This is a genomic window from Sphaerothrix gracilis Ecp01, assembly GCF_030405905.1.
GTDB classification, from domain to species: domain Bacteria; phylum Cyanobacteriota; class Cyanobacteriia; order Phormidesmidales; family Phormidesmidaceae; genus Sphaerothrix; species Sphaerothrix gracilis.
In genome coordinates this window covers 23,874-35,710 of the sequence record NZ_JASATW010000020.1, presented here as the reverse complement: position 1 = coordinate 35,710, position 11,837 = coordinate 23,874, and the positions used below count along the sequence as shown (strand labels likewise).

Here is an 11,837-nt window from a genome sequence, read left to right as displayed (position 1 = left end):
ACAGATATTCATGCCAGCGGCGGTGAGCCAGACAGAGTAGACCGAGTAAAGTCATCCATTCCCCTACAGCGCGGTGGGAAAGCAGAAGAAGTTGCACAGGCGATTCTGTGGCTGCTGTCAGACCGATCTTCTTTCACTACTGGTTCATTTATTGACGTCATGGGCGGTGCCTAGAGAAGCTATGCCGCGTCTCCTAAACTTTGGGTAAAGCCCCCTTTGAGGGCACCTGACAACAGATCATAAACAGCTCAGCGGATAAACGCCGAAACTGCTTGGATGCAGCGATCGCGTCCTTAAGCTGGACAAGCCCAAAAATGAATTAGCCCAGCAGCCAGAATTACCTCAGTACTGACTCAAGAGTGGCGGGCTGCTCAAACGTACGAATTGACTTAGGCTGAATAAACACAGTCTGCTGAGGCTTAAACTGCAGTGTCTGAAATTGCTCGTGATTGAGGTAAGCGACAACAGATTGGGCATTTTCTAGCGTCATTTCTAGCCGAATGGTCCAGCCAAGATGGACGATTCGCTGAATGGTTGCTAAGGAACTGCCGTAGGTTGCCGTTGGCAAAATTTCAATATCGTGAGGACGCAAAAATACCTCGCCCTGGGCTGGCAGGTTTTGATGCAGCGATCGCCAGGTTGGATCGGGCGACAGCACATTGACTGCCCCGATGAAACTCATGACAAACGGCGTAGCAGGATTTTCGTATATCTCTGCGGGTGAGCCAACCTGCTCAATTTGTCCCTGATTCATGATGACGATTTCATCTGCGATTTCCATTGCTTCTTCCTGATCATGAGTGACAAAAACTGTCGTCACGTGAACCTCATCGTGTAGACGCCGGAGCCAGTTACGCAGATCCTTGCGGACTTTTGCATCTAATGCGCCAAATGGCTCATCCAGCAGCAGCACCTGAGGCTCGATCGCTAATGCTCGTGCCAGCGCCACCCGTTGACGCTGCCCGCCTGAAAGCTGAACCGGATAGCGATCGCCCAGATTGCCTAGCTGGACTAGATCTAGCAGCGTTTCGACCCGTCGCTTAATTCGCTCTCGCGGCCAGCGCTGAATCTCCATAGCAAAAGCGATATTTTTCCGCACGGTCAGATGCTTGAACAGGGCGTAGTGCTGAAACACGAAGCCGACATTGCGATCTTGCACCCGTTGATGGGTCGAGTTATGGGCAGACAGATAAATGCTGCCTGAATCTGGTACCTCCAGTCCAGCAATCAGCCGCAGCAGCGTCGACTTGCCTGAGCCAGACGGCCCTAGCAGCGCGACCAGCGAACCTGTTTTCACCTCAAGGCTGACTGGCTGTAAGGCTTGGAAGTCACCAAATCGCTTAGAAATATTTTCGATTTTAATGCCCATCGCATTGTTCAATCCTTAGTTTTTTCAAAAGGGTTACCGAGCACGGGAGGTTCGTGAAGCGCGATCGCCGAAATAAGCTTCATCCACGCTAAGCCCATTGATCCTGCATGTCAAGCAGAAATAATCTCAAAATGCATTTAAAATGTTTTGCGATTAATATTAGATTTTTTTGTGTTACAGTCTTTTCCTAAGGACAACCGCTTCGTTAACCCGTCCTCATTTTCTGGAGGTTATTCATGTCGTCATCACAACGCTCGCCGCGCGATCGCACGGCAACCCAAGCGGCTACCCATCAGCCGTTATCTGATCTGAGATTGTCTGGTCATAGGTATGCTGTGTCCCGCCGAACGGCGCTTCTGCTGGCGGTCGGAATTGGAGTGATGGGGGCTCTCTCAGCCTGCAGCTCTGGCACGACATCCAGTGCCGATGCTGGAACCTCGTCTGAAACGCCAGCTCCAGCCGAGAAGGTGGAACTGACGCTGGTGTCGTATGCCGTGACTCAAGCGGCTTATGAGCAAATCATTCCCCAGTTTGTTGAGCAGTGGCAGGACGAGACCGGGCAAGACGTTGTATTCAACCAAAGCTATGGTGGCTCAGGCTCTCAGACGCGGGCCGTATTAGATGGTCTGGAGGCTGATGTTGTAGCGCTGGCCTTGGCCCTAGACACGCAAAAGCTGGAAGAGGGTGGCTTAATTGAACCAGGCTGGGAGCAAGAAGCCCCCAATGACGCGATCGTACACAAATCGGTTGCCGCCTTAGTAACCCGTGACGGCAACCCCAAAAATATTCAGGGGTGGGAGGATTTGGCCCGGAATGATGTTCAGGTAGTGACGGCAAACCCGAAAACATCTGGCGGAGCCCGCTGGAACTTTATGGCACTGTGGGGACAAATTACTCAAACGGGGGGAGACGAAAGGACAGCGCTGGACTACGTCACAAAGGTCTATGGCAATGCTCCCATTTTGCCTAAGGATGCGCGCGAGGCTACCGATGTCTTTTTCCAGCGGGGTCAGGGCGACGTCCTAATTAATTATGAGAATGAGGTGCTGCTAGCTCAGCTAAATGGAGAAGTACAGCCGTATATTATTCCTGACGTCAACATTTCGATTGATAACCCAATCGCCGTCGTTGACGCCAACGTCGATAAGCACGGCACCCGTGAGGTTGCAGAAGCTTTTGTCGAGTTTTTGTTTACGCCAGAGGCTCAGCGTGAATTTGCCAAGGTAGGGTTTCGCCCGGTCAATCCAACCGTTGAGGCTGAGTTTGCTGAGCAGTACCCTAAGGTCGAAACCCTGTTTACGGTTGACGATTTAGAGGGTTGGGACGCTGTGCAAACGAAATTCTTTGCCGACGGGGCTGAGTTCGACAAAATCCAAACCAAAATTAGCCAATAGATTCCATTCGTGCTGGCGGAAATTCATCTGCTTTCTATCTCACCGTTACTGGCGTGACATAGCTAAATTTGGCGCTTTTGTAGGGGACTGACACCCGTAATGACATACAGCGAGCTGTTTCTAAAACACCATGACTTTCTCACCCCCTTCTATGCGCCAGTCCTTCTGGCATCAGTTGAGCCATCTTTCTTGGCCCTGGCGCATTACATGGATTTATCTGACACTGTTTCTGTTTCTGCCGATCGCTGCGCTCATTCTCAAAGCAAGTACCCTCAATCTGGCAGAAATCTGGCGAATTGCTAGCGACCCAGTCGCATTATCCACCTATAACGTTACTTTTCTAACCGCTCTAGCCGCTGCTGTGCTCAATGGCTTTGCCGGCCTCATCGTCGCCTGGGTGCTGGTGCGTTATGAATTTCCCGGTAGGCGCTTTCTGGATGCGGTGATTGATCTGCCTTTTGCCTTGCCCACTGCCGTTGCCGGTTTGACCCTTTCAACTCTCTATAGCCCTCAGGGCTGGATCGGTGCTGGGCTGGCTCCCTATGGGATTACAGTGTCCTTTACCCGGCTCGGTATTTTAGTCGCAATGACCTACATCTCATTGCCCTTCGTTGTTCGGACGGTACAGCCCGTTTTGCAAGCAATGGAGGCTGACGTGGAAGAAGCGGCTTGGTCAATGGGGGCGTCGGCCTGGCAAACCTTTTGGCGAATTATTTTACCCCCACTGCTACCTGCCCTATTAACCGGTGTAGCCATGGGGTTTTCCCGGGCAGTGGGTGAGTATGGCTCAATTGTACTGATTGCCGGAAACATTCCTTTTCAAGATTTAATTGCTCCAGTATTGATATTCCAGCGGCTTGAGCAATTTGACTATGCCGGAGCCACGGTGATCGGATCGGTGCTGCTGCTGATTTCACTGGCCATTCTCATTGTTATCAATCTATTGCAATCGCTAGGAAGGCGCTATGGTTAAATCGCCTCTAAGTCAGCCGCGATCGCTGGAAAAAGGCTCTGCTCAATTTGACTGGCGCAAATGGGGACTGGTTAGTTTTGTCGGCCTCTATCTCATGCTGGTATTGCTGTTGCCAGCCTTGAATGTGTTTGTGCAAGCGTTCAGGGGGGGACTATTTACATTTTGGACGGCAATCACCAGCAGCGAGTTCATTCATGCCGTAGGCTTGACGGTGCTGACGGCAGCGATCGCCGTGCCGCTGAATACTGTATTTGGTTTGTGCGCCGCCATTGCGATCGCCCATAAAACCTTTCCAGGTCGCACGTTGCTCATTAGCATTATTGACTTACCCTTTTCAATTTCTCCAGTGGTAGCGGGTCTGATGCTGGTACTGCTATACGGCAGTCGAGGTTGGTTTGGCCCGCTGCTTGAAGCTGCTGGCTTCAAAATCATCTTTGCCCTCCCCGGCATGGTCATGGCAACTATTTTTGTGACTATGCCGTTTATTGTCAGAGAAGTCCTGCCAGCCCTAGAAGAGAATGGCACCGACCAAGAAGAAGCGGCACATACGCTGGGAGCCTCTCCCTGGCAGACCTTTTGGCGAGTTACGTTACCCTCAATCAGATGGAGTTTGCTCTACGGGCTGATTTTGTGCAACGCCCGGGCAATGGGTGAGTTCGGGGCCGTGGCTGTCGTTTCCGGCAACATCAGGGGTCAGACCCAGACCCTGCCGTTATTTGTGGAAGAAGCCTATGTGCAATATCAAACCGAAGCTGCCTATGCCGCTTCAGTTTTACTCGCCGGTTTGGCTCTAGTCACGCTGGTCTTAAAGCATCTGTTAGGCAATACCGCCGGTATTCGTCATTTACGTCATTGAGGTTGAATCGAATTTGACTGCTAGAAGGTCCAGAGAGAAACAGCAATAATCTTTTGTGAGAATAAGCTTGTGAGAATAAGCTCACGGATGCCTGCTGTTTCCAAATCACTTTTGGCTTTCTGCATCTAAACTGATTGTTGATTTGAATGCTTGGTGCTAGCATACGATGAACTGAGAAAGTCAGCTTAGTTAAAGCTCTGCCTCATGTACCACTTTGGCAATGATCAAGCAGCGCTTTAAGCGGGGGAACCAAGCTCTTTTGAGCATAGGGGCGAATTTTCAGCGTGACACTCTGAAGAAGGGCATCTCTCAGCCCTAGCCCGTCAGCTAACCTCGTCAGCATTGGGAGAAGACTGTGATAGGCGATCGCTACAGGTCAAATCGGTTGACTCTTTTTGACAGGTAGGGCCCACTCAACAGGATTCTTATTTGGACGCTCAGTGATTAAAGTCCAATTTGAATAAAGGTACTATCACCTATGATTTTGGTGAGTTTGGCTGCAAACGTCAAAATCTTCGCCATGAAGCCGCTTCGTGGCGTCTTGAAGCCCGAGTTTCTACTGCCTATTTTGGGATTTGCCGGCCTGATTGGGGTGTGGTGGCTGGTGGCGCTGCTGCGCCCAGAATTGATGCCTACTCCGCCTCAAGCCCTGGTGGAAAACTTAGACTACATTTTACATCCCTTTTACCGCAGAGGTCCTGGGGATATTGGTTTAGGCTGGCTGCTGCTCGCTAGTTTACAGCGGGTCATCATCGGCTTCTTGCTTGGGGCTGTCGTAGCTATTCCGATTGGTTTTTTGATTGGAATGTCAAGAACGGCGAGGCTAGTGATTAACCCAGTGATTCAGGTTCTTAAGCCCGTTTCCCCACTGGCTTGGCTGCCGATCGCCTTGGCCATCTTCAATGTCGCCAATCCTTCCGCAATTTTCGTCATTTTTATTACCTCCTTGTGGTCAACCATCATCAACACGGCCCTTGGTGTGGCAAGTGTGCCGAAAGATTACTTGAACGTGGCGCGCATGCTGGAGATGCCCGTATGGAAAAAAGTGGTCAAGATTATTTTGCCAGCGAGCCTACCCTACATCTTTACGGGTCTGCGAATTAGTTTGGGTATTGCCTGGCTGGTGATTGTGGCAGTAGAAATGCTGACAGGCGGAGTAGGAATTGGCTTTTTTGTTTGGGACGAATGGAGCCGTCTGAACTTAAGCTCTGTGTTTTTAGCGGTATTTGTGATTGGACTTACTGGTTTGGTGCTCGATTACCTGCTGAGCCTGATAGAAAGCCGCGTTACTCACCGCACCGCTCGTTCTTAGTCACCCCTCAACAAAACTACTATGAACCGCAAGATAAAACGTAGAGCCTTTCTGCAAGGCTTGACGGCTGGTGTCTCTACGATTGCGCTAGCTCGTTACGGAGACAAGAGCCTTGCTAGCGCTAGAGAAGATTCAGACCGTAGACTTTTGCTCAATCCTGAAAATTTGGAAAAACCTAATTTGACGATTGGCTATGTGCCGGTCAATGACTGTGCCCCGTTTGCCGTAGCCTATCAAAACGGGCTTTTCCAGAAGTATGGCCTGAACGTTACCCTTAGCCGAGAAGCCAGCTGGGCTAACTCTCGCGATGGTGTGATCTTTGGTCGGCTCGATGCGGCTCCTGTGGTTTCCGGCGCGGTTATGAACGCTAGGGTAGGCGCTGAAGGAGCGCGGCGGGCTCCCCTCTGTGCGGCGATGACCATTCATCGTCACGGCAACGCGATGACCCTAAGCAAAGAACTCTGGGAAAATGGTTTGCGCCCTTGGCAGGATTATCAAGGCGACCTCGACGCTTTCGGACGCGACTTTCACAACTATTTCAGCGATGCGCCCGCCCATAAGCGATCGCTTGCTGTGGTCTTAAGCTCCGCTATCTATGAGTACTTCGTTCGATACCTGATTGCGGCAACCGGCTTGGATCCAGTAGAGGAGTTTCGCATCATTATTACCCCCCCGCCGCAGATGGTTACCAACATGCGCATTGGTGCCATGCAGGCCTACATGGTGGCAGAACCTTGGAACACGAGAGCCATCTCTGACCATGAAGGGATTGGCTTCACCTTTGCCCAAGGACGAGAAATCTGGCGCGGCCATCCCGACCGCGTGCTCGCTGTGATGGAGTCGTTCATTGACGAAAATCCCAAGACATACCGCGCCTTGGTCAAGGCAATGATTGAAGCCTGCCAGTACTGCAGCCAGCCAGAACATAGAGCTGAAGTCGCTGAAATCATTTCCCAGCGATCGTACACAGGCGCAGACCCCAGCATCACAAGCGCCGGGATCGTAGGCAAGTACAATTACGGCGGTTTTGATAATCGAGACCGAATCGTTGAAAGTTTGGCAACAACGCTGTTTTTTGATCTGCCTCCTGAGGTCTCTACTGTTCCTAATGACCACTCCACATTCTTGTGGCAGTCGCAGAATCTTTGGTTGATGACTCAAGCAGCCCGCTGGCAACAAATTGAAGCATTTCCTAAAAATGCCGAACAGATTGCAAAAGCTGCCTGGCGCACCGATCTCTACCGTGAGATTGCCAATGAAATGAATATTCCCTGTCCAGCAGAAGATTTCAAGACTGAGCCGGCTGACGCATTTATTGACAGCAAAGCGTTTGATCCTAGCGATCCGGTTGGCTATCTCAAAAGCTTCAAGATTCGAGCAAATGCGCCACGCCCATTCTTCATGACTTAAGACGCTATCGTCTAACGTTATTATCCAAGGAGTTTTCAATGAGTTACACCTCTAGCATTACCAAAAATAGAACGGCCTCCGACTACAATCAGGACAACTTTCTTGTCATTGATAACTTAGTAAAATCGTTCCCTAACCCTGAGGGAGGACAAACCGTTATTCTCGACAGAATCAGCCTAACTATTGGTGAGAAAGAATATATTTCGGTTATTGGCCACTCCGGCTGTGGCAAGTCTACTTTGCTGAAAATTATCGCCGGGCTAGATCGACCCACTTCAGGACTGGTAACGCTAGAAGGAAAGGAAATTCGCAGGCCCGGTGCCGAAAGGATGATGGTTTTTCAAAATTATGCTCTTCTACCCTGGCTAACAGTCAAAGACAACATTCGCTTAGCCGTAGACGAAGTGTTTAAATCGGCTAGTCGCACTGATAAAAACAGTTGGATTAGCAAACATCTAGCCCTGGTGAATCTAACCGAGGCGGCTGATAAATACCCGGATGAAATTTCGGGCGGCATGAAGCAGCGAGTTGGCATTGCGCGGGCTCTGATCACTCGCCCCAAAATGCTGCTCATGGATGAACCCTTTGGAGCGTTAGATGCGTTAACTAAGCGAAAACTCCAGGCGCAAGTATTAGAGATTTGGGAGGGACATCGTCAAGCCGTGATGATGATTACTCACGATGTGGATGAAGCAATTTATATGTCCGATCGCCTTATTTTACTGACCAACGGTCCTCATGCAAAAATCGGCCAAATTCTTGAAGTACCTTTCTCTCATCCGCGCGATCGCCAAGCTATTCAGGAATCGAAAGAATATGCTGATATCCGAAATCAAGCACTGGAGTTTTTAGAGCGCTATCAGTAAAAGACCTCTTGCCAATATACTTTATTTGAATGAAGCTGCTGAGCCCAGAAGCTAAAACCCTGCTGATGTGAAACTGGCCGGAGCGCTACTTCTATGCAACTAAGCTAATTAATGATTGGCAATAACGTGTAAATCAACCTGGGGCAAAGCCTGCATCAATCGCTGTACGATAGAGCCTCTAAACAGCAGTTGAAATCGAGAACGACGAGTTTCGCCTAAAACAATTTGCGTAATCCGCTCTTGGATAGCAACCTCGACAATTACAGGTACAGCATCCGATGATTCAACCCTAAGAAATTCTCCTTCAAACTCCTGGCATAGCCGTTTGCAAGTTTCAATATGCAGGGCTTCCGATTTTGACAAAAACTTACCTGCAGGCGCTACAAACAAAACGAAGAGTCGGCCATTCATATGATTGACAATTCGAGCACCTCGCCGCAAAAGCCGAATGGAATTTGGATAAGTCGAAATACACACCAAAATTCGTTCTTGAATGTTACAGTGAGCAGTCCGAGCAGTGGCTATCGATTCTTCCTCGATGTTATCAGCAATTTCTCGCAGGGCTAATTCTCGCAAAGCAATCAGATTACTGCGGCGAAAAAAGTTTTGCAGTGCCTGATCAATCTTTTCAGGCGCATAGATTTTGCCCTCTTGCAGTCGTTCTTGCAGCATTTCTGGGGTGACATCAACGACGACAACTTCATCTGCATCGTCAACAATGCGATCGGGAATGCGCTCCCTCACTACAACCCCAGAAATGCGGTGCACCAAGTCATTTAAGCTCTCCAAATGCTGAATGTTGACCGTTGAATAAACGTCAATCCCAGCCTCTAAAAGTTGTTCAATATCCTGATAACGCTTCTCCCACTGAGAACCCGGCACATTGGTATGGGCCAGCTCATCCACTAGAACCAGTTGCGGATCTCGCTGCAAAATAGCTTCCGTATCCATTTCTAGCAGCATGACTCCTCGGCAACTAACTTGTTTACGGGGAATCAGGTCTAGACCTTCAGCCTTGAGGGCCGTCTCTTCTCGACCATGCGTTTCCAATAACCCAACAATCACGTCAACGCCATCTTGCTTCAGAGCCTGCCCTTCTTCGAGCATTCGGTATGTCTTGCCGACGCCGGGTGCCATGCCAATAAAAATTTTATGTTTACCTCGACAAGGGGGCTTTTGGTAGCTGACAGAGTTAATTGCGGCTGGCTTATACATGTGTGGACAAGTTAGTACGTGAAGAGGTTAAAAATTTAGGGCCTTAAAGCTGATCTAAAGCTAGATTGAGCACGACCGTATTGACGGTTGGTTCGCCAAAGATGCCTAAGAAACGGCCTTCGGTATTTTGTTTAATTAGGGTTTGCAGCTCGTCGGCTGACAGGTTGCGAATAGCTGCAATGCGGTCAACTTGAGCCAGAGCGCTGGCAGGCGAAATATGAGGGTCTAGGCCAGAACCGGAGCTGTAGAGTAAATCGGCGGTAAGCTGAATGTCCGCAGCTTGCAGAATTTCTGCTCTTTGCTGCACTTGCTCAAGCAATTCAGGATTGCTAGGAGCTAAGTTTGTAGCTCCTGATAGGCCCGTAGGAGCCGCATCTTCACCGGAGCTGTAGTTCACTGTGCTTGGACGACTCCGAAAGTATTCATCGCGGCTAAAAGCTTGACCGATTAGGGTAGAGCCGACAATCTGACCTTGATCATTCATAATCAGGCTGCCATTAGCTTGGGTCGGAAAAATCCCCTGTCCAATCGCGAAAATCAGTAAGGGATAAATCAGGGCGGTAAGGAACCAAAGAACAACTGTCGTGCGGATGCTGCTGAAGATGTCTTGAATCATGGTTTTTGCCTAAATCAATCAAGTTTAGAGAGCTAGAATGTCAAAACGCTAGAACGTCACTTGAAAAAGCTTTTGGTTGCCACTGGATGTCTCTGGCGATGGCGACTGCGAATTCGATCTAGCGCTGCTTGACGTAGTTGTCGTCTCAGGCGGCTGAGTCGAATCTGTTCGCGGATTTGGTTGATCAGTCTTTTCAGCAGGGTCAAAATTTCTCCGGTTTGAGAATAACGGTAGTGAGATAGGCCGTCAGCCCAATGACAACTAGGCCAAGGAGACCCAAAGCATAGGCATTACCGCGACTGAGACTATCGGTAGCGGCATAAAGCGCCGGCGCGATCGCCAAGTTCAGGCATAGAGCGATGAAGATACCTAGGGCGATGCGGGTACGGCGCTGTTGAAGACGCTCTAGCCAGTCATTCAAAACTTCCAGCGGACGCAAGGTAGACCAATTCATGCAGAATTTCTCCAATGTAAGGGCGGCATAAAATTCAAAGTTTGAGCGGGTTACTTTTAGAGAAGCGCGTCAGGCTAGGAGGGAAGCCTAGGCGGATGGCTGCACGCTCTAAGTTTTCTGTGGTGCGCATGGGGCAGATGGTGCAAAATCTCCCTACGCCAAACCAACGCTGCCAAGGATAAGATCAATTAATTTGATGGCAATAAAGGGAGCAGCGACACCACCCAGGCCAAAGATCAGTATGTTGCGCTGAAGCAATTGATTCGCGGTCAACGGACGGAACTGCACTCCTTTCAAAGCCAAAGGAATCAGAGCCGGAATAATCAAAGCGTTATAAATCAGGGCAGACAGAACAGCAGATTGGGGGCTGTTTAATCCCATAACGTTGAGCGCACCGATACCGGCTGGGGCAAACATAGCCGGGATAATGGCGAAGTATTTGGCGATGTCATTGGCAATGGAGAAAGTCGTCAATGCCCCGCGAGTGATCAGTAACTGCTTGCCAATCGTGACTAGATCAATCAGCTTAGTGGGGTCGGAGTCGAGATCGACCATGTTGGCGGCTTCTTTGGCGGCCTGGGTGCCGGAGTTCATCGCCAGTCCCACGTTGGCCTGGGCTAAAGCTGGAGCATCGTTGGTGCCGTCGCCGGTCATCGCCACTAGCTTGCCTTCTGCCTGTTCTGCCTGAATCACCTGGATTTTATCTTCAGGAGTAGCTTCGGCAATAAAATCATCGACCCCGGCTTCTTGAGCAATCACCTCAGCGGTAATGCAGTTATCCCCTGTCAGCATGATTGTGCGGACTCCCATGCGCCGCAATTGATCAAACCGTTCATGAATGCCGGGTTTGATGATGTCTTTTAGGTAAATCACCCCGTAAATTTCGTCATCTTGGCAGAGAGCCAGCGGCGTTCCCCCCAAAAGAGAAACTCTCAGGACTTACGCATTGACAGTTGAGTAAATTTGTGGGTTGAAATTCAAAGGTGTTGCATCCCTTAGTCCTTTGCGTATTCTCACTAAACCCTCCACCGCTCATTGCACGCTCAATCTCTATGTGCGCTATCTGCTGGCCCAACCACAAGGGTCTGGCTGTTGCGAACTGGCTGAGATCCTCAAAGTCGGTCAAGCGTTGTCGGTCTGGGAACACCAACCCGGTCGTCTATCGCGTGTATCTCTAACTCGCACGTTACTCGCCACCTCCCAAATCACTCTTATGCGTTTCCTGATTCCCTACGTTGTGGAAACTTAAAGTTGGGTGTTTAAATGAGTTGACAGTTACGCATTCAGGACTCTCAAAGAGAAAACCCCCCTTGCGGCGACCGAGAGACGGTTCTACTGCTTTAAATGCCCCACTAAATGGATTTTCTGTAGT

At 49.9% G+C, this 11,837-nt stretch carries 11 protein-coding genes, 2 pseudogenes and 1 riboswitch; of the genes and pseudogenes, 8 read left to right on the top strand and 5 right to left on the bottom strand.

The features are described 5' to 3' along the window. Positions 1-174: SDR family oxidoreductase (locus QJQ48_RS19960; protein WP_346293064.1), on the top strand; the 174-nt coding region annotated here is incomplete at its 5' end. A 163-nt stretch (positions 175-337) separates the two neighbouring features. Here the strand turns inward: QJQ48_RS19960 and QJQ48_RS19955 are convergent. After that, complete coding sequence (locus tag QJQ48_RS19955; protein WP_346293008.1) at positions 338-1,369, bottom strand: sulfate/molybdate ABC transporter ATP-binding protein; 1,032 nt, start codon at positions 1,367-1,369, stop codon at positions 338-340. A 236-nt stretch (positions 1,370-1,605) separates the two neighbouring features. Here QJQ48_RS19955 and QJQ48_RS19950 point away from each other — a divergent pair, with 236 nt between their 5' ends. The 6 genes from QJQ48_RS19950 to QJQ48_RS19925 all read left to right on the top strand — a co-directional run bounded on the left by QJQ48_RS19950 (position 1,606) and on the right by QJQ48_RS19925 (position 8,180). Continuing rightward, positions 1,606-2,763 carry a sulfate ABC transporter substrate-binding protein gene (locus tag QJQ48_RS19950; RefSeq protein ID WP_428843070.1) on the top strand — a complete coding sequence of 386 codons (1,158 nt, stop codon included), beginning with the start codon at positions 1,606-1,608 and terminating at the stop codon, positions 2,761-2,763. Positions 2,764-2,893: 130 nt separating this feature from the next. Beyond that, on the top strand, positions 2,894-3,736 hold the full coding sequence (cysT, locus tag QJQ48_RS19945; RefSeq protein ID WP_346293007.1) for a sulfate ABC transporter permease subunit CysT: 843 nt from the start codon (positions 2,894-2,896) through the stop codon (positions 3,734-3,736). Next, on the top strand, positions 3,729-4,592 hold the full coding sequence (cysW, locus tag QJQ48_RS19940) for a sulfate ABC transporter permease subunit CysW (RefSeq protein WP_346293006.1): 864 nt from the start codon (positions 3,729-3,731) through the stop codon (positions 4,590-4,592). The genes cysT and cysW overlap by 8 nt, the downstream gene beginning before the upstream one ends. Before the next feature lie 211 nt (positions 4,593-4,803). Continuing rightward, positions 4,804-4,948: riboswitch (cyclic di-AMP (ydaO/yuaA leader) on the top strand. 164 nt (positions 4,949-5,112) lie between these two features. After that, positions 5,113-5,904 carry a nitrate ABC transporter permease gene (gene ntrB / locus QJQ48_RS19935; RefSeq protein ID WP_428843072.1) on the top strand — a complete coding sequence of 264 codons (792 nt, stop codon included), beginning with the start codon at positions 5,113-5,115 and terminating at the stop codon, positions 5,902-5,904. A gap of 21 nt (positions 5,905-5,925) precedes the next feature. After that, positions 5,926-7,314 (top strand): CmpA/NrtA family ABC transporter substrate-binding protein, encoded by a 1,389-nt coding sequence (locus QJQ48_RS19930; protein ID WP_346293004.1) that lies wholly within the window; start codon positions 5,926-5,928, stop codon positions 7,312-7,314. A 38-nt stretch (positions 7,315-7,352) separates the two neighbouring features. Then, positions 7,353-8,180: an ABC transporter ATP-binding protein gene (locus QJQ48_RS19925; RefSeq protein WP_346293003.1), complete on the top strand. Its 828-nt coding sequence runs from the start codon at positions 7,353-7,355 to the stop codon at positions 8,178-8,180. A 108-nt stretch (positions 8,181-8,288) separates the two neighbouring features. Here the strand turns inward: QJQ48_RS19925 and QJQ48_RS19920 are convergent, their stop codons facing one another. The 4 genes and pseudogenes from QJQ48_RS19920 to QJQ48_RS19905 form a co-directional block, all read right to left on the bottom strand. Then, on the bottom strand, positions 8,289-9,395 hold the full coding sequence (locus tag QJQ48_RS19920; RefSeq protein ID WP_346293002.1) for a universal stress protein: 1,107 nt from the start codon (positions 9,393-9,395) through the stop codon (positions 8,289-8,291). A gap of 43 nt (positions 9,396-9,438) precedes the next feature. After that, positions 9,439-10,011: a K(+)-transporting ATPase subunit C gene (gene kdpC, locus QJQ48_RS19915; RefSeq protein ID WP_346293001.1), complete on the bottom strand. Its 573-nt coding sequence runs from the start codon at positions 10,009-10,011 to the stop codon at positions 9,439-9,441. Between the two features lie 202 nt (positions 10,012-10,213). Further along, positions 10,214-10,465: a potassium-transporting ATPase subunit F gene (locus tag QJQ48_RS19910; protein ID WP_346293000.1), complete on the bottom strand. Its 252-nt coding sequence runs from the start codon at positions 10,463-10,465 to the stop codon at positions 10,214-10,216. Positions 10,466-10,618: 153 nt separating this feature from the next. Continuing rightward, positions 10,619-11,398 (bottom strand): annotated as a pseudogene (locus QJQ48_RS19905) (HAD-IC family P-type ATPase); the annotation flags it as partial. A gap of 70 nt (positions 11,399-11,468) precedes the next feature. Between QJQ48_RS19905 and QJQ48_RS19900 the strand changes: the two are divergent. After that, positions 11,469-11,582: pseudogene (locus tag QJQ48_RS19900) on the top strand (IS701 family transposase); the annotation flags it as partial. Positions 11,583-11,837 lie beyond the last annotated feature (255 nt).

Coding starts and splice junctions, on each gene's coding strand:
- QJQ48_RS19925 (WP_346293003.1), top strand. CDS start 7,353: ATGAGTTACACCTCTAGCATTACCAAAAATAGAACGGCCTCCGACTAC.
- QJQ48_RS19955 (WP_346293008.1), bottom strand. CDS start 1,369: ATGGGCATTAAAATCGAAAATATTTCTAAGCGATTTGGTGACTTCCAA.
- QJQ48_RS19920 (WP_346293002.1), bottom strand. CDS start 9,395: ATGTATAAGCCAGCCGCAATTAACTCTGTCAGCTACCAAAAGCCCCCT.
- QJQ48_RS19910 (WP_346293000.1), bottom strand. CDS start 10,465: ATGAATTGGTCTACCTTGCGTCCGCTGGAAGTTTTGAATGACTGGCTA.
- kdpC (WP_346293001.1), bottom strand. CDS start 10,011: ATGATTCAAGACATCTTCAGCAGCATCCGCACGACAGTTGTTCTTTGG.
- cysT (WP_346293007.1), top strand. CDS start 2,894: ATGACTTTCTCACCCCCTTCTATGCGCCAGTCCTTCTGGCATCAGTTG.
- cysW (WP_346293006.1), top strand. CDS start 3,729: ATGGTTAAATCGCCTCTAAGTCAGCCGCGATCGCTGGAAAAAGGCTCT.
- QJQ48_RS19930 (WP_346293004.1), top strand. CDS start 5,926: ATGAACCGCAAGATAAAACGTAGAGCCTTTCTGCAAGGCTTGACGGCT.
- ntrB (WP_428843072.1), top strand. CDS start 5,113: ATGAAGCCGCTTCGTGGCGTCTTGAAGCCCGAGTTTCTACTGCCTATT.
- QJQ48_RS19950 (WP_428843070.1), top strand. CDS start 1,606: ATGTCGTCATCACAACGCTCGCCGCGCGATCGCACGGCAACCCAAGCG.